Origin of the sequence: Amycolatopsis sp. NBC_00345 (assembly GCF_036116635.1) — a bacterium.
Classification (GTDB): domain Bacteria; phylum Actinomycetota; class Actinomycetes; order Mycobacteriales; family Pseudonocardiaceae; genus Amycolatopsis.
This window is the reverse complement of sequence record NZ_CP107995.1, coordinates 6646100-6663005: the sequence shown is the minus strand read 5'-3', so window position 1 is coordinate 6663005 and position 16906 is coordinate 6646100. Positions and strand designations below refer to the sequence as shown.

Annotated in this window: 12 protein-coding genes; 8 read left to right on the top strand and 4 right to left on the bottom strand. The window is 66.9% G+C overall.

The window, feature by feature from the left end; genetic code table 11:
- Window positions 1–76: 76 nt before the first annotated feature.
- From OG943_RS29760 to OG943_RS29750, 3 genes are all read right to left on the bottom strand, one after another.
- Window positions 77–2068 (bottom strand): SDR family oxidoreductase, encoded by a 1992-nt coding sequence (locus OG943_RS29760; RefSeq protein WP_328604234.1) that lies wholly within the window; start codon window positions 2066–2068, stop codon window positions 77–79.
- 459 nt (window positions 2069–2527) lie between these two features.
- Window positions 2528–3232 carry a class F sortase gene (locus OG943_RS29755; protein ID WP_328604233.1) on the bottom strand — a complete coding sequence of 235 codons (705 nt, stop codon included), beginning with the start codon at window positions 3230–3232 and terminating at the stop codon, window positions 2528–2530.
- Between the two features lie 4 nt (window positions 3233–3236).
- Window positions 3237–4757 carry a hypothetical protein gene (locus tag OG943_RS29750; protein WP_328604232.1) on the bottom strand — a complete coding sequence of 507 codons (1521 nt, stop codon included), beginning with the start codon at window positions 4755–4757 and terminating at the stop codon, window positions 3237–3239.
- A 323-nt stretch (window positions 4758–5080) separates the two neighbouring features.
- Here OG943_RS29750 and OG943_RS29745 point away from each other — a divergent pair, with 323 nt between their 5' ends.
- The 6 genes from OG943_RS29745 (at window position 5081) to OG943_RS29720 (ending at window position 13511) form a co-directional block, all read left to right on the top strand.
- A complete protein-coding gene (locus OG943_RS29745) occupies window positions 5081–5944 on the top strand; it encodes a Bax inhibitor-1/YccA family protein (RefSeq protein ID WP_328604231.1) in 864 nt (287 codons plus the stop codon).
- Window positions 5945–6136: 192 nt separating this feature from the next.
- Window positions 6137–7012, top strand: a complete 876-nt coding sequence (locus OG943_RS29740) for an LppU/SCO3897 family protein (protein WP_328604230.1) — start codon at window positions 6137–6139, stop codon at window positions 7010–7012.
- Window positions 7013–7271: 259 nt separating this feature from the next.
- Window positions 7272–8546, top strand: coding sequence for a YeeE/YedE family protein (locus OG943_RS29735; protein ID WP_328604229.1), 1275 nt, complete (start codon window positions 7272–7274; stop codon window positions 8544–8546).
- Window positions 8547–8745: 199 nt separating this feature from the next.
- The gene (locus OG943_RS29730; RefSeq protein WP_328604228.1) at window positions 8746–10284 is read left to right on the top strand and encodes a DHA2 family efflux MFS transporter permease subunit; all 1539 of its coding nucleotides are present in this window, start codon (window positions 8746–8748) and stop codon (window positions 10282–10284) included.
- 105 nt (window positions 10285–10389) lie between these two features.
- Window positions 10390–10794, top strand: a complete 405-nt coding sequence (locus OG943_RS29725) for a hypothetical protein (RefSeq protein ID WP_328604227.1) — start codon at window positions 10390–10392, stop codon at window positions 10792–10794.
- Window positions 10795–10841: 47 nt separating this feature from the next.
- A complete protein-coding gene (locus OG943_RS29720) occupies window positions 10842–13511 on the top strand; it encodes a MinD/ParA family ATP-binding protein (protein WP_328604226.1) in 2670 nt (889 codons plus the stop codon).
- A gap of 64 nt (window positions 13512–13575) precedes the next feature.
- On the opposite strand, the gene OG943_RS29715 is transcribed toward OG943_RS29720, so the two are convergent.
- Window positions 13576–14796 carry an acetyl-CoA C-acetyltransferase gene (locus tag OG943_RS29715; protein ID WP_328604225.1) on the bottom strand — a complete coding sequence of 407 codons (1221 nt, stop codon included), beginning with the start codon at window positions 14794–14796 and terminating at the stop codon, window positions 13576–13578.
- 165 nt (window positions 14797–14961) lie between these two features.
- Here OG943_RS29715 and OG943_RS29710 point away from each other — a divergent pair, with 165 nt between their 5' ends.
- Window positions 14962–15324, top strand: coding sequence for a hypothetical protein (locus tag OG943_RS29710; RefSeq protein ID WP_442874580.1), 363 nt, complete (start codon window positions 14962–14964; stop codon window positions 15322–15324).
- A 77-nt stretch (window positions 15325–15401) separates the two neighbouring features.
- Window positions 15402–16772 carry a cystathionine beta-synthase gene (locus OG943_RS29705; protein WP_328604224.1) on the top strand — a complete coding sequence of 457 codons (1371 nt, stop codon included), beginning with the start codon at window positions 15402–15404 and terminating at the stop codon, window positions 16770–16772.
- The last annotated feature ends 134 nt before the right edge of the window (window positions 16773–16906 follow it).

Sequence of the window (16906 nt, the reverse complement as noted above, 5' to 3'; positions counted from 1 at the left end):
GGTGATTCACCGCCACGTGTCGGGCCCTACCTGGTGATCGTCCCCTGAACGGCCTCACCCCGCAGACACTCCGTGACTACCAGTGGAAGCCGCGCGACAGCCGCGCCAGCGTCATCGCGGCCTTCGAGAGGTGTTTCTCGCCACGGCCGATCTTGAGCTGCCCCGAGCCACCGGCCGCCGTGGAGTCCGGGAAGATCCGGAAACCCTGGTACGCGATCGCGTCGGTGAGCCCCGGCGTGAGCGTGTACGCGAGCCCGATCGCCTGTCCCGCCGGGGTCCCGATGTGCTTCGGGCGCTCCAGCAGCGCCTTCATCACCATGCCGGCCGCCTGCTCCGGCGACTTCGTGGGGAAGGCGTCGTAGATCTTTGTCGGCCGGATCATCGGCGTGCGCACCAGCGGCATGTGGATCGTGGTGAACGTGATCCCGTCACCGTGGGTCTCGGTGGCCGCGATGCGGGAGAAGTAGTCCAGCGCGGCCTTCGACGCGGCGTACGCGGAGAACCGCGGCGCGATGCCCTGCACGCCGATCGACGACACGTTCACGATGTGCCCGAACTTCCGCTCGGACATGTGTGGCAGCACCGCGAGGATCAGCCGCACCGCGCCGAAGTAGTTGATCGCCATCGCGCGCTCGTAGTCGTGCATACGGTCGTACGACAGCTTGATCGACCGGCGGATCGAGCGGCCCGCGTTGTTCACCAGCATGTCGATCCGGCCGTGCTCGGCCAGCATCGCGTCCACGGCCTTGTGCACCGAGTCCTCGTCGGTCAGGTCCGCCGGGTACACCGACGCCGTGCCGCCGGCGGCGATGATCTCGTCGCGCACCTCTTCCAGCTCATGCTGCCGCCGCGCCACGAGCAGCGGCACACCGCCCGCCTCCGCGACCTTCAGCGCCGTCGCGCGCCCGATGCCCGAAGACGCGCCGGTGATGATCACGCGCCGCCCGTCGAGTTCGCCGCGCGGGCCGTGCTTGCGTGCGCGGAACGGGTCGAGGTGCTCGCGCCAGTACCGCCACAGCGTCGCGGCGTAGTCCTCGAGCCGCGGCACCTCGATGCCGGTGCCGGCCAGCGCCTTGCGCGTCTCGGCCGACGCGAACACCGACGGGAAGGCCATCGTCTCCAGCAGCACCGGCGGGATGCCGAGGCGCTCCATCACCGCGTCGCGCGCGATGGTGAAGCCGGGGATGTGCTCGCTGAGCTTCACCAGCCCGACGATGCCCTTGGACACGCGGTCGCCCAGCTGCGCGGTGATCGTCGGCGCGCCCGCGGACCTGGCGAAGGCGTTGTAGACGGAGACGAGCGGCTGCGGCTCCGGGTTCACCAGGTGGAAGGCGCGCCTGTCGAGGCCGTCGGTGGTGACCAGCTGCAGCAGCGCCTTGGCGACGTAGTCGACCGGCACGACGTTGGTGTCGCCGAGGTCCGGGCCGACGATCGGCACGTCCGGCAGCCCGGCGAGCCTGCTGATCGCGGGGAACAGGTAGTACGGGCCGTCGATCTTGTCCATCTCGCCGGTCTCGGAGTTGCCGACGACCACGGCGGGCCGGTACACCCGCCACGGCACTTCGTGCTGCTCCCGCACCAGCTTCTCGGCCTCGAACTTGGTGCGGTGGTACGGCGTGACCAGCCGCTGCCCGACGTCGAACATGTCCTCGGTGAACAGGCCCGCGTGGTCACCGGCGACAGCGACCGACGAAACGTGGTGCAGGCAGCCGGCGCGCAGGTCCGCGGCCAGGTCGACGACGTGCTGCGTACCGTCCACATTGGCCTTGATGCTGGCGTCGTCGTCGGCGGTGAGGTCGTAGAGCGCGGCCAGGTGCACAACGTGGTCGACCCCGCGCAGGCTTTCGCGGTCCGCCTCGGAGACGCCGAGCATCGGCTCGGACAGGTCGCCGGTCACCAGGCTCACGCGCTCGGCGTGCGGCCACCCGTCGACGAGCGCGGAGAGCCGCTCCCGGGACCCCGCGCGCACGACGAGCGCGACGCGTTCGGCGTCCGGCCGCGCGAGCAGCAGCCGGGTGAACTGGCGGCCGATCAACCCGGTCGCGCCTGTCACCAAGAACGTCGCCATCTGTCTCACCCTCCGCCGTGCACCGCTGGACCCTTGCGCATTCTGCTGCATGGACGCCGTGCTGACCACAGCGTGCCCGAGCGATATTACTCGCGGGTAACTTATGGCTTGACGGAGGGTCTGCAGGTCGGGGCCTGTTTTTTCGCGTCGGCGGGTCCCGGTGAGCGGTACGAACGGGCCGTTCGCGACAGCGGGGGAGGGTGCGAAAGTCCCCCTCGCGGCACGGGGCGAGGGGGTAGGTGTGCGCGGGGGTGCCGCCGCGGGGGCCTGAACGGGCAGCGGCGGGGCTGGTGAGGGGATCAAACTGGGGCGGCGCGAAGATCCAACTGCCTGGCGAAGCAGCCCGGCCCGGGGTTGCCGAAAGCACCAGCCCGAGGGGCAAACTCGGGCAGCGCCAAGATCAAGCCGCCCGGCGAAGCAACCCCGACCCGAGGCCGCCGAAGAGATCAAACCCAAGGATCAAGCCGGATCGGCGATGACGACCCGGTTCTCTTCGTAGCCGTCGCTGCCGCCGACCCAGCGGCCGCCGCAGGTGACCAGGACGACGCGGTGGGGGCCGGCCTGGCCGAAGAGGTCGTCGGCACGGGTGGCGAGGTCGTTCTTGTGCACCGTGACCAGCTGGGAGATCCGGTACTCCGCCGTCTTTCCCGCACTGTCCATTATGGTCACCACGCCGCCGATGCGCTCGTTCCACAGCTCGGCGAACGGCCCGGTCGCCCCGCGCCAGTTCACGTGCCCGGCGAACACACTCGACCCGCTCACCGCGTCCAGCGCGGCGCCCCACCAGGCGGCCTGGCCGATGTTCGACGGCACCGGCAGGGTGTTGCCGGGGCCGAGGCCCTGGCGCACCATCGTCGCCGTGCCGCCGCCGGGCAGCCGGAGCGTGCCCGGCTTCTGCGGGCCGGGTGACGGGGGCTGCCGGTTTTCCGCGGGCGCGGCCGGCGGCGGTGCGGCTGCGGAAGACGGCGGCGCCGAACTCGGCGACGGCACCGCGGGCGGCGCCGGAGAGCCCGCGCGCGGTGCGAGGGCGGCGGCGGCCGGCTGTGCGTTGCCGGCCACCACCGCCGTCGGGGGTGCGCTGACCACGACGGTGACGAGTTCCACCACCAGGACACTCGCCGCGCCGAGGACGAAACCGGCGATCAGCCGGCCCTTCGCTGCCATACCCCTACCGCTCTCGTTTACCGCCGGAAGCCCGCCGGGCGGCGAAGCCGACCAGTGCCGAGCCGACGAGCGCGAGCACCCCGAGGCCGATCAGGCCCGGCAGGGAGTAGTTCGTCTCGACGGCACCCTTCGCCATCGCCACCGGCTTGTCACCGGCCGGGATCGCGTGGGGCACCTCGTTCGGCTTATTGACCAAAGTGAGCGCCAGTGTGTCTCCCGGCTTCAGCGAGCCGCACACCGAGGGCGGGTTCTTCGCGTCGAACGCGTTCTCGTAACCCGGCGGCGGGCTCACCTCGACCACACAGACGTCCTGGGGCGCCAGCAGGTTGTCGACGGTCACCGCACCGGTGTCACCGCTGGTGGTGACCACCACCGGCTGCCCGTCGGGCCCGTTCAGCGCCTTGCCGTCCTGCCCGGTGGCCGCGGCCTTCTTGTCCGCGCCGGTGATCCGCAGCGCGGTGCCGCCGATGCCCTTGCCGGTGTTCGCGTCCGTCTTGGTGACGGCCACCTTGCCCGGCTTCGCGACGGCGACGGCGCCGGTCGCGGTCAGCGTCTTCTCGCCGCCGGTGGACACCACCTTCTGGGCGCCGGTGTTCACCGTCGGTGCCTGCACGTACGGCCGGTCGGCCGGCGCGGTGAGCGAGGTTGACAGCTTCGGCTGGTCGCCGGTCGGTGTCACCTTGACCGAGATCGTGCCGTCCGCGCCGGTGTTCAAGGTGGTCTCGGTCGGCGCGCCCTGACTGGCCGAGCTGCCCTTGGCGTCGGTGCTGGCGGAGGTGTCCGATGCTTTGGCGCTGTCGCCGGTGGCCAGCGTGCCGTCGGCCGCGGTGATCTTCACCGGGACGTCCGCGATGCCGGTGCCCTTGGCGTTCTTGACACTGATCGTCCAGGTGGCCGCCTGGCCGAGGTGCTGGTCGGTCTTCGGCGGTGTGACGGACGTGGTCCACGGGCCGCGGTTGGTCTCCGCGTCGGTGGTCAGCTTGTCGACGTCCGCCGCCGCACCCGGCGCCTGGCTCTGCAGCTTCGCCAGGTGGAACGGTGCGTCGTAGCCGATCTTGTCCGCGGTGAGATTCGGGTTCAGGTCGTCGTGGTCCGGTCGCGGGGCGGAGGTCCATGAGTGCAGCAGGTGCGCCAGCGCGGCGGCCTGGTCGGCGTCCTTGGTGTCGCCGTAGCGCAGCAGCAGGTAGGAGATGTTGGCCGCCTGGTCGGCGGGGATCTTGTCGCCCCACTTGGTCAGCAGCTCGTCGCCCGGTTTGTACTGCTCGTCGGTGTCCGGCGCCTTCAGCTGGAAGCTGACGCAGAAGACCTGCTTGCCGCCGACGATGTAGGACCCGAGCCAGTTGCGGCTCGGTGTGTGCGGTGACATCGGCTGGCCGGGCGTGACAGCGTGCCCGACGCCCTCCTGCGTCGCCGCGAGCGCGGGCGTGGTGCCCACGGCGGTGACGGAGAGTGCGCCAAGCAGGCCCACGGCGACCAGGCCGGTGACCGCGCGCATCCCCGCACGCGGGCGTGAGGTCCACCCCATGGTGTGTTGACTCCTTATTCGCGCTCCCCGACGACGCCTTTTACGTCGTCGCAGGTCACACGATCGAATAGCTCCCCGACACGCCTTCGGTTACATCTCGAACACGCGAAGTGAAGAGTCCCGTCAGGCCACCCCGGATGTCTAGAGTCCATCGGGTGACCTGCGGTGAACGGTCGTGATCTCAGTCGCATACGGTGTAGCCCGGCTCGGCTGAGCGGCCACGATCGAGGAAGAGGGTAAAGTTCTCTTTACTCGACGGGAACCAGTCGGCCCGACCGGTCGTTGAACCCGATGCAAGGTGCCAGCAGATCCAGGAGGATCAGGTGCGTTCCAGTAGCAACCCGGCGTTCCGCAACCTGCCGCGCGGCTCGGCCGCGGGCGGGCAGTACGGGCCGAATGTCGGCTTCAACCAGCCTTACGGCGCCCCGCAGGGCCAGGGCGGCGTGCCCGGTTACGGGCCGGGCCGGATGTCCACCGGCGCCGCCGATCGGCCGATGACGGTCGACGACGTCGTCATCAAGACCGGCCTCTCGCTGGGGGTCGCGCTGGTCTTCGGCGTGATCACCGCGCTCTGGGCGCAGACCCAGCTGGTCATCGACTCCCTCGGCCGGGTCGCCGGGATCAGCGGCGCGCTGATCGGCGCGCTGGTCGGCGGCATGATCGTCGGGCTGGTCATCTCGCTGGTGATCATCTTCCGGCGCAAGCCGAGCGGGCCGCTCACGCTGGCCTACGCCGCTGCCGAAGGCGTGTTCCTCGGTGCGCTGAGCGGGCTGTTCGAGGTGCTGTACCGCGGTATCGCGCTGCAGGCGCTGATCGGCACCGCGGGTGTGTTCATCACGATGCTGGTGGTCTACAAGACCGGCGCGGTCAAGGTCACGCCCAAGCTCACCAAGTGGATCATCGGGGCCGTCGCCGGCGCCGCGATCCTGATGCTGGTGAACCTGGTGAGTGCCATGTTCTTCGGCTTCAACCCGCTGCGCGACGGCGGCCCGATCGCGATCATCTTCAGCCTGGTGGTCATCGGCATCGCCGCGTTCAGCTTCCTGCTCGACTTCGACCAGGCCGACCGCATGATCCGCGAGGGCATGCCGTCCAAGTGGGCCTGGTACGCCGCGTTCGGCCTGCTGACCACGATGGTCTGGCTGTACCTGGAGATCCTGCGACTGCTGTCTTACCTGCGCGAGTAACGCTCGTACAGGTCTCCCGAGAAGGCGCTCCGTGACCAACGGGGCGCCTTTTCTGTGCGCTTTCCCCTGATCGAGGGTGCCGGTGCGCGATGTTGATCACCCTGCGTGTTGGATGGCGAAGTCCGATTTCCCTTCACACATGTGAGGTCGACGTTGAGCGTCACCCCTCCGGCCCCTGGGGGCCAATCGCCGGTGGGTCCGCCCGATCCCTACGGCCGGCCGTCCGGTGGGTTCCCGCCGCCCGGCCAGCCCGATCAACCCAGCCAGTTCCAGCCCGGCCAGCCCGGTCAGTACCCGCCGCCCGGCCAGGCGCCCTACGGCCAGCAGCCCAATGTCCAGCCTGGGGCCGAGCAGTACGGGCAGCAGCAGCCTTACGGCCAGCCCGGCGCTGAGCAGCAGTACGCCCAGCAAGCACCCGGCCAGTACGCCCAGCCGGCACCCGGCGTGCCGGGTCAGTACGGCCAGCAAGTCCCCGGTCAGTACGGCCAGCCGGTGCCCGGCCCGTACGGTCCGCCGCCCGGCGCGCCGTACGGCCAGCCGGGGCAGTTCCCGCCCGCGCCGGTGGCGCCGAAGTCGAAGTTCCGGTTCCTGCGGCTCGGCATCGTCCTGGTCGTCGTCGTGGCGGCCGTGGTGATCGGCATCGTCAGCTACTCGAGCTCGCCGGAGAGCTCGAGTGTCGGCGACTGCCTCAAGGTCGCCGAGTTCACCGACGGCGTCACGCCGGACAAGGTCGACTGCAACGACGCCGCCGCGAACGTCAAGATCGGCGCGCGCCTGGCCAACGCCTCCGACAAGTGCCCCGAGGGCATGTACGACGAGTACGAGGTCACCGGCCGTTCGGACTACCGCCTCTGCCTGGTGATCAACGCCAAGCAGGGCGACTGCCTGAAGGGCTACCAGTCGCAGACCGCCGGCTATCAGAAGGTGCCGTGCTCGGACCCGGGCAAGGACGCCGAGCTGGTGAAGGTCGTCGACGGCCAGGAGGGCGAGGCCGTCTGCCAGGGCACCGACGCGACCGAGTACCGGTCGTACTCCCAGCCGAAGCTGACGCTCTGCATCAAGTCCTGACGCGGGGTCACGGCTGACGGGTTTGTAACAAAGGGGCGTCCGGACTCCATCCGGACGCCCCTTGTCAATCCGACCAAAAGTAGGCGAACACAAGTCACTGGTGACCTTCTCGGGCACAGCCGATTTCGCCGTGACTGTGGTCGGATTGACAACAATGGCGCAGCGTCCGTTCGTCGCACTCTGTGGGACAGGCTGCGACCGGCCGGTCACCCGCCCTAACCTGTGGCGCCCTGCTCCACCGAGAAGACCAGGAGTTCTGGTGGCGACCACTGAATCCCCAGCCGGTGACAACAAGCTCCTCGATTTCCCCACCTCCTGCGCCGCGCCCGTGCCACAGCCCGAAGACCCGGTCCGGGTCGTCCCGCTCGTGGTCGCCGGCGCGCTCGCGATCGGCCTGACGTGGTTCGTGTGGGCGAGCTACGGAGCCAAGTTCGGCGTCCTGCTCGTGCTCGGGCTGTTGCTCGGGCTGGCCCTGTTCCACTCGCGGTTCGGCTTCACCTCCGCCTGGCGGCAGCTGATCGCCGTCGGCAACGGCCAGGGCCTGCGCGCCCACACGCTGTTGCTCGGCACGGCCGCCACGCTGATCGCGCTGATCTGCGGCACCGGCGCCGGACTGTTCGGCAGCAAACCGGTGCCGGTGGCGAACGTCGGGCCGATCGGGGTGGCGCTCTTCGTCGGCGCCACGCTGTTCGCGATCGGCATGCAGCTGGGCGGCGCCTGCGCGTCCGGCACGCTGTTCGCGGTCGGCTCCGGGCAGTCGACGATCGTGCTCACGCTCGGCGGGTTCATCACCGGCTCGGTGCTCTACACCTGGGGTTACCCGCTGTTCGACGGCTGGCCCCAGGTTTCGGGCTTCCTGCTCTCCGACCACGTCGGCTGGTTCGGCTCGTGGGCGATCACGATCGCGGTGCTCGCCGCCATCGTGCTGGTGACGCGCACGGTGCAGAAGCGGCGCCTGCCGCCGCCGGTCGACGTCGTGCCCACCGCCCGCGGTTTCGCGCGGGTCTACCGCGGGGCCTGGCCGGTGCTCGTCGGCGCCGTGGTGCTCGGTGTGCTGGCCGGCGCCGTTTACCTGGTCTCGGGTGGGATCTGGGGCGTGACCAGCGCGTTCAGCCTGTGGGGCGCGAAGATCCTGCAGGTGTTCGGGCTGCACCCGGAGCACTGGGAGTTCTGGCAGCTCAAGGCGAACGCGACTTCGCTGAACGGTCCGATCTGGAAGGACAAGAACAGCCTCACCGACATCGGCATCATGATCGGCGCGGCGGTGGCGGCCGCGGCGGCGGGCGCGTGGAAGATCCACAGCTCGATCCCGTGGCGCACCGCGGTCGCCGCGATCCTCGGCGGGATCCTGATGGGCATCGGCGCGCGGCTGGCCGGCGGCTGCAACATCGGCGCGTACCTCGGCGGCATTTCCGTCGGCAGCCTGCACGGCTGGCTCTGGGGGATCTTCGCGCTCGGCGGCACCTGGATCGGGATCAAGCTGCGGCCGTTGTTCGGCCTCGGCAACCCGGTGCCCACCGACAGCATCTGCTGAAACTTCCCACTCCGAGGGGATTTTTCGCCGTTCCACGGAGGACGGTGAAAAATCCCCTGCTGAGTTACCTGTCGCCTTTCGGCGAAATCGTTGGCACTTCCTTGCACGGATCAACTACCCTCGGCCGGGTCGCGCAAGGGGGACCGGTCGGCACCGCCATCGGGCTTGCGCCTCTCCTGAATCGAAGATGGGGTTCCGCATGTCTGCTCAAGGGAGTCCAGCTGCCACCGGGCTCGAGGACAAGCTCGACCGGGGCGTGCTGAAGGTCGCCTCGGTGGTGGTGCTCGGCGCGATCATGGCGATCCTGGACACCACGGTCGTCAACGTGGCGCTGCAGAAGCTGACCATCGAGTTCAGCACCTCGTTCGACACGATCCAGTGGGTCGCCACCGGTTACATGCTGGCGCTCGCCACGGTCATCCCGGTCACCGGCTGGGCGTCCGACCGGTTCGGCACGAAACGGCTGTACCTGCTGGCGATCGGCACGTTCCTGGTCGGCTCGATGCTGGCCGGGCTCGCCTGGAACGTCGAGTCGCTGATCATCTTCCGCGTCCTGCAGGGCCTCGGCGGCGGCATGCTGATGCCGGCGGGCATGACGATCCTGACGCGCGCGGCGGGCCCGCAGCGGATCGGCCGCGTGATGTCGGTGCTGGGCGTGCCGATGCTGCTGGGCCCGATCTGCGGGCCGATCCTCGGCGGCTGGCTCGTCGACGCGGTCAGCTGGCGCTGGATCTTCTACATCAACGTGCCGATCGGCGTGATCGCCTTCATCCTCGCGCTGCGCCTGCTGCCGAAGGACGACCCGGAGCCCTCGGGCCGGTTCGACTTCGTGGGCATGCTGATGGTGTCGCCGGGCCTGGCGGCGCTGATCTTCGGCGTCTCGCGGATCCCGTCCACCGGCACCGTCGGCGCGGCCGAGGTGTGGCTGCCCGCGCTGGCCGGGCTGGTGCTGCTGGTCGCGTTCGTGCTGCGGGCGCTGCGGGTGGACCACCCGCTGATCGACCTGAAGCTGTTCCGCAACCGGTCGTTCTCCGTCGCGATGATCACGATGTCGGTGTTCTGCGTCGGCTTCTTCGGCGCGATGCTGCTGCTGCCGACGTACTTCACGCTGGTGCGCGGCGAATCCGCGCTGCACGCCGGGCTGCTGCTGGCGCCGCAGGGCCTCGGCGCGATGCTCGCGATGCCGATCACCGGCAAGCTGGCCGACAAGATCGCCGCGCGCCGCATCGTGCTGCCCGGCCTGGTGCTGATCGTGCTCGGCATGGTGGTCTTCACGCAGGTCGGCGCGACCACGTCGTACGTGCTGCTGCTGTCCTCGCTGTTCGTGATGGGCATCGGCATGGGCTGCACGATGATGCCGATCACCTCGGCCGCGCTGAAGACGTTGCAGCCGAAGGACATGGCCAAGGCGTCCACGGCGACGAACATCGTGCAGCAGACCGCCGGCGCCATCGGCTCCGCGGTCATGTCGATCATCCTGGCGGCGCTGCTGGCGTCGAAGTTCGGCGTCCCGACGAGCCAGAGCCAGCTCGCGGCCACCGCCGCCACGCTGAACCCGGCCACGCACTCCGCCGCGGCCGCGCTGACCGCCGACTCGTTCGCGACCACGTTCCTGTGGGCGTCGATCCTGCTGGCGCTGTGCCTGGTGCCGGCGTTCTTCCTGCCGAAGAAGAGCTCGGTCCCGGAGACCGCGCCGGACTCGGCCGAGCCGGTCGCCCCGCCGGTGCCGATGCACTGACCTGACCTGGTCTACGCACGTTGGCCAGGCCTTATGGTCGTCTAACCGGCGTGTCGGAGGATTGCACATGGATAGTGTCCAGTCCATGTGGCTAGGCTTGGGCAGGTGGGAGTCGAAGTCGGAGTCCGAAGCTTGGAGCGAAGTCTCCAGCTACATCGGAGCAAGGCGAAGGAATTGGGTGATGGCGCAGGGGCCAACCTGCTGCTCTTCTATGCCATCGAGTGCGGGTTGAAAGCAGCCTTGCTGCGGAGGACCAGTGGACGCAGCACCGCAGATCTGGACCCTTCGTTGCGTACACATGATCTCCGCAAGTTGGCCAGGGAACTCAAGATCGACGGTGGTCTGGCGCGGCGTTTGACACCATGCCGGTCTCGAGAGACTGGACAGGTTCACCACCATGAGCTGCATGAAGCTTGGCGCTACGGAGCGAATCTCGACCGCGAACAAGAGGGACTGGCCGTGGCTGCTCTCCAAGCCCTCGGTGCGTGGTGTGATCAGGAGCGTGGCTGATGACGGATGAACGAATAGTGTCAGTGCCTCTCAGATTCTTCACGTGGATGGATATCGACGAATACTTTGCGGAACTTGCGAGTCGGGCAAAGTGGCCCTCCTGGCTTCGTGAAACGGGGGCATTCTGGGACGGGGTCGACCTTCTGGTCGACAAACAAGTTTCTGAGAACGACGTCTGGGACTGGTTAGCTGAGATTTTTGGTCCTATTACCGTCGACCGCGAACAGCGTTTAATATTCCTTGAGCGAGCCGACCGTGAAAGAATGCTTGATGTTCGCTTGATTCGAGAAAGCGGCGAAGTATACTTTTCGCATAAATTGCGGTGGTCTCAGCGCAGGATCACTCCTGCTGTCGCTGATCCGATTCCTTATCCTCAAAACGCGGCCTTTGTAAGCGGTGTTTCTATTTGCTCATTTCACTCTTATAAGGGTGGATCTGGGAGAACGTTGCACTGTGTGGCGTTGGCTCACAATCTCGTTTCATCTGGTCGGCGAGTCTTGCTGGTCGATGCGGACCTTGAGGCGCCAGGAGTAACGTGGATGGCGGCCGCTCAGGGTGCGCGGCTTGATTTCTCGTTTGAAGATTTCCTGTCTCTTCTGCACGGTAGTGAGAATGATGATATTAGTGAAGCGATTGCTATAGCTCGAAAATTTCTACTGAATCAATCCCTAGGAGGCGTTTTCGTCCTGCCTGCTCGCCGTTCTCCTGCGGCTAATCTTGTTCCTCGAGTTGACCCTGTTGACCTTCTGATCCCTGGAAGATCCCAGTATTTTCTGACTGAATCTTTGGCCGCTCTGGCTAAGGCGATTGGTGTTGATGTCGTCTTGGTTGACCTCCGTGCCGGATTCAGTGAACTCAATGCACCGTTGCTTCTGGATCCTCGAGTGAGTAGGGTTTTTGTCACGACGATCAGCGATCAGTCGGTGCGAGGTACCGTCCAGGTACTTACCGAGGTCGCGAGGCGGGCGCCAGGACGGAGTCTTGATGATCCTTTCTGTACGGTGCTTGTCACGCAGTTTGATGAGAAGCGTCATGCGAACCATGTTGAAGAAGCAATAAGCAGGTTCAGTCAGTGTATTGCGGACGCGATGTTGCTGGAGCAACCGGAGGATTCCAGTCAATCGTCCGATGTGACGTCGCTTGAAGTTAGAACTCAGCCGATACTCAGCGGGTTTGATCCCAGACTTCTTGCCCTCCCATCTTCTTGGGATGAGGTTGCTGAAGTGGTTCGTTCTGTGGGTCTTGGCGACCTACTGGAAGTACTGGCTGACGATCTTCGGCGTACGGGTGGTTCTGATGAACCAGAGGAAGTAGAGGAAGCGAAGCCAGATTTCTCGGAGGTGCGTGGTGTTCTTCACGAGCACACACAACGGCTCATGTATGCTGAGACTGCGCAAGATAGTCCTGATTTTTTGACTACAGAGTCGCTTGAGAATCTTGTTTCGGCGCATCGTACCGACTTGCCTATTGAGGTGATAATTGGTGCGAAAGGATCTGGTAAGACTTTTACTTATCATGCGATTTGCAGTCGTCGCGACTGGTCAATATTTGCCCGCGACGCGGGTGTCTCCGATGTCGAATTCTCCGCTCCGGTAATTCCAGTTCTGTCATCAGAGAATTTTTCTTCCCCTGAATTGCTGGTGGATGTTCGGAACGCGGCAGCGGAGGAACTGGGTACCGGATCGCCGCCGGCCTTCCAGGAAATTCGAGAGATTATTACTGACGCTGCGGCTGAAGATCGCAGCGATTCTGACTGGCGTAGAATTTGGCTTTCCTGTCTTGCTGGCGCGGCAGGATTGACTTCTGATCCTGGCAGCGCCGAGGGGGAGCTTGCCCGGATTGCGCGGGTCAAGCGTGCAGTATTTGTTATCGATGGCCTCGAGGACCTTTTCCGAAACTTCGTGACGGACGAGCGTCAACAACAAGCGCTCCGTGTTTTGCTTACCAGTGTCCCGGACTGGTTCAGGTCGCTTCGTGGCAGGCCTTTGGGTCTTGTCATATTTGTGCGCCGAGACCTTGTGCGCAAGGCTATATCTCAGAATTCGGCCCAGTTTCTGGCGCGCTATCAGTCATATCAGCTCAAGTGGGACAGTACTGAGGTGCTACGGCTTGTGGCATGGCTGGTTGCAGGGGCGGGTGTAATTCTCGGCCTGCGGACGGATCGCGTCAGTATGCTTGGGAGGGACGAGCTCTCCAAGTTGCTCCTGTCCGTGTGGGGGCGCCAATTGGGGTCAGAGAAGTCGAGGGAGCCTCGATCTGAGGCCTGGTTCCTAGCGGCGTTGACGGACTTCGCTGGGCAGATTCAGGCTCGGGATGTCGCGACTTTTGTGGCGGAGGCGGCTGGCCTGGCGAGCGGGGAGCCGGGCCGTTGGCCGGATCGTTTGCTAACACCGAATTCGATGAAGGCGGCCCTGCCCAAGTGTAGTTCGAGTAAAATATCGGAGATTGAAGAAGAGAATCTCCAAGTCGGCGATGTATTTCAGAAACTTCGCAGCATACCGGTCGACGAAAGAATTGTTCCTTTTGACGGTAAGCAAGTGGGGCTGGGGCAATCCGATGTCGATCTTTTGAAAGCTAATGGAGTTATATTCGAAGACGAGGGCAAGTACTGGATGCCTGAAATCTATCGCATAGGACTTGGTTTCAAGCCTGTCCGTGGAAAGTCGCGCGTTCTAGCGATAGCTAAGCGGGTTGCACGGATGAGTGATTCTCGCTGATCCACGCAAACGGGGCCGCCCTCGCGAAATCCGAGGGCGGCCCCTTTTGCTGCGGTGAAGACTGTCAGGAAAGGCGCTCCAGCACCATCGCCATGCCCTGGCCACCGCCGACGCACATGGTCTCGAGGCCGAACTGCTTGTCGTGGTGCTGCAGGGAGTTGATCAGCGTCGAGGTGATCCGGGCGCCCGTCATGCCGAACGGGTGGCCGACCGCGATCGCGCCGCCGTTGACGTTCAGCCGGTCCAGGTCGATGCCAAGGTCGCGGTAGGACGGGATGACCTGCGCGGCGAACGCCTCGTTGATCTCCACCAGGTCGATGTCCGAAATGGACAGACCGGCGCGCGAGAGCGCCTGCTTCGACGCCTCGACCGGGCCGTAGCCCATGATCTCCGGCGAAAGGCCCGTGACGCCCGTCGACACGACGCGCGCCAACGGCGTCAGGCCCAGCTGCTTCGCCTTGGTGTCGGACATGACGACCACGGCCGCCGCGCCGTCGTTCAGCGGGCAGCAGTTGCCGGCGGTCACGCGGCCGTCGGGGCGGAACACCGGCTTCAGGCCCGAGACGCCCTCGATCGTGACACCCGCGCGCGGGCCGTCGTCCTTCGACACCACGGTGCCGTCCGGCAGCGTGACGGGCGTGATGTCCTTGGCCCAGAAGCCGTCGGCGATGGCCTTCTCGGCGAGGTTCTGCGACCGCACGCCGAACTCGTCCATGTCCTCGCGCGTGACGCCCTTCAGCCGCGCGAGGTTCTCCGCCGTCTCGCCCATCGTGATGTAGACGTCGGGCACGTTGCCCTCGCCGCGCGGGTCGGTCCAGCTGTCCGTGCCCGACTCGGAGGTCGCCTTGGTGCGGGCCTCGGCTTCGGCGAACAGCGGGTTGTGCGTGTCCGGCCAGGAGTCGGAGCTGCCCTTCCCGAACCGCGAGACGGTCTCGACGCCGGCGGAGATGAAGACGTCGCCCTCGCCGGCCTTGATCGCGTGCATCGCCATGCGGGTGGTCTGGAGGCTGGAGGAGCAGTACCGGGTGATCGTGCAGCCGGGCAGGTGGTCGTACCCGAGTTCGACGGCGACCGCGCGGCCCATGTTGAACCCGGACTCGCCGCCGGGCAGGCCGCAGCCGAGCAGCAGGTCGTCGATGTCGGCCGGGTCGAGCTGCGGGACCTTGTCGAGTGCCGCCCTGATCATCTGCACGGCCAGGTCGTCGGGTCGCATGCTGACCAGCGAACCCTTGCCGGCGCGGCCGATCGGGGAGCGGGCGGTGGAGACGATGACGGCTTCGGGCATGGCTTGGACACTTCCTCGGGTCGGCGGCACTAAGCGGTTGCTCACCATAGTGCCGCCTGTCACGCCGTCGGCAAAGCCGAAGGCGACGTGGGCCACTCCCGGCACTGGCCGGATCTCCGCCGTGACGAACCGGAGCCGGGCACTGCGCACGGGCACGATCCTGTGGTGGGAGCCGCCCTGTTGCTCGCCGCGCGCCGCCGGCGGTCCGCCGAACCCGACCTCGAGCCGAAGGACCACGACGCGACCCAGCGCCGTATCACCGACATGTACGGCAAAGCCGCGGACCAGCTCGGTGCCGACAAGGCGCCGGTGCGCCTGGCCGGGCTCTACGCGCTGGAACGGCTGGCTCAGGAGCACCCGCTCCAGCGCCAGACCATCGTCAACCTGCTGTGCGCGTACCTGCGGATGCCGTTCACTGAAGGAGAGGAGGAACTGCAGGTCCGCAAGGCCGCCCAGCGGATCCTGACCCTGCACCTGCGTGCGGCCGCGGGGGCTGTGCTCCCGCCCGGGGTCTGCGCACCCGGCTGAGTGGACAGCCGCGCAGGTCAAGCGTTTAGGCTGGGTGCGACCGCCGAGATCCGGCGCGGAAGGGCAGGAGCGCAGTCGTGGAGTACGCCGAGCACATCGTGGATCTGGTGGGCAACACCCCGCTGGTCAAGCTGAACACGCTGACCGAGGGGTTGAAGCCGCTGGTGCTCGCGAAGGTCGAGTACGTGAACCCGGGCGGCAGCGTCAAGGACCGCATCGCGCTGCGCATGATCGAGGCCGCCGAGCGCTCCGGCGAGCTGCGGCCGGGCGGCACGATCGTCGAGCCGACTTCGGGCAACACCGGCGTCGGGCTCGCCATGGTCGCGCAGCGCAAGGGTTACAAGTGCGTGTTCGTCTGCCCGGACAAGGTCAGCGAGGACAAGCGCAACGTGCTCCGCGCGTACGGCGCCCGCGTGGTGGTCTGCCCCACCGCGGTCGCGCCCGAGCACCCGGACTCCTACTACAACGTCTCCGACCGCCTGGTCCGCGAGATCGACGGCGCCTGGAAGCCCAACCAGTACGCCAACCCGGAGAACCCGGCCAGCCACTACCACTCCACCGGCCCCGAGATCTGGCGCCAGACCGACGGCAAGGTGACGCACTTCGTCGCCGGCGTCGGCACCGGCGGCACCATCTCCGGCACCGGCCGTTTCCTCAAGGAGGCCAGCGACGGCCGCGTCCAGGTCGTCGGCGCCGACCCCGAGGGCTCCGTCTACTCCGGCGGCAGCGGACGGCCGTACCTCGTCGAGGGCGTCGGCGAGGACTTCTGGCCGGAGACCTACGACCGCGGCGTCGCCGACGAGATCATCCCGATCTCCGACGCGCACTCGTTCGACATCACCCGCCGCCTCGCGGTGGAGGAGGGCCTGCTCGTCGGCGGGTCCTGCGGCATGGCCGTGGCCGCCGCGCTGAAGCTGGCCGAGCGGCTGACCGAGGACGACGTGATCGTGGTCCTGCTGCCCGACGGCGGCCGCGGCTACCTCACCAAGGTCTTCAACGACGACTGGATGTCGTCCTACGGCTTCCTCCCGCCCGACTCCTCGGGCGCCACGGTCGGCGACGTGCTGACGAAGAAGAGCGGCTCGCTGCCCAGCCTCGTGCACACGCACCCGAACGAGACGGTCGCCGAGGCCATCGCGATCCTGTCCGAGTTCGGCGTCAGCCAGATGCCGGTGGTCAGCGCCGAGCCGCCGGTGATGGCGGCCGAGGTGGTGGGCGCGGTGAACGAGCGCGACCTGCTCGACGCCCTGTTCACCGGAAAGGCGCAGCTGGCCGACCGGCTGGACACGCACATGTCGCCCCCGCTGCCCACCATCGGCGCCGGTGAGCAGGTCAGTTCGGCGATGAAGGCGCTCGAAGCCGCGGACGGCGCGCTGGTGCTGATCGACGGCAAGCCCGCGGGCGTCGTCACCAGGCACGACCTGCTGGGCTTCCTCGCCGGACGGTAGAGCGGAGTAAATCGGCGGAGCGGGCCGGGGCGTTACGAGCGCCCTGCCCCGCGATCCGATAGCGTGGTCGCGATAGAACTTTTTCGCGTCCTCGTCAAGGGGGTTCAAGACCCACATGAGTGCTCCGCAGCCAC

What these genes read in the sequence shown, in the direction of transcription:
- OG943_RS29720 (WP_328604226.1), top strand. Translation starts at nt 10,842, where the DNA reads ATGGATATCGACGAATACTTTGCGGAACTTGCGAGTCGGGCAAAGTGG.
- OG943_RS29730 (WP_328604228.1), top strand. Translation starts at nt 8,746, where the DNA reads ATGTCTGCTCAAGGGAGTCCAGCTGCCACCGGGCTCGAGGACAAGCTC.
- OG943_RS29750 (WP_328604232.1), bottom strand. Translation starts at nt 4,757, where the DNA reads ATGGGGTGGACCTCACGCCCGCGTGCGGGGATGCGCGCGGTCACCGGC.
- OG943_RS29755 (WP_328604233.1), bottom strand. Translation starts at nt 3,232, where the DNA reads ATGGCAGCGAAGGGCCGGCTGATCGCCGGTTTCGTCCTCGGCGCGGCG.
- OG943_RS29760 (WP_328604234.1), bottom strand. Translation starts at nt 2,068, where the DNA reads ATGGCGACGTTCTTGGTGACAGGCGCGACCGGGTTGATCGGCCGCCAG.
- OG943_RS29715 (WP_328604225.1), bottom strand. Translation starts at nt 14,796, where the DNA reads ATGCCCGAAGCCGTCATCGTCTCCACCGCCCGCTCCCCGATCGGCCGC.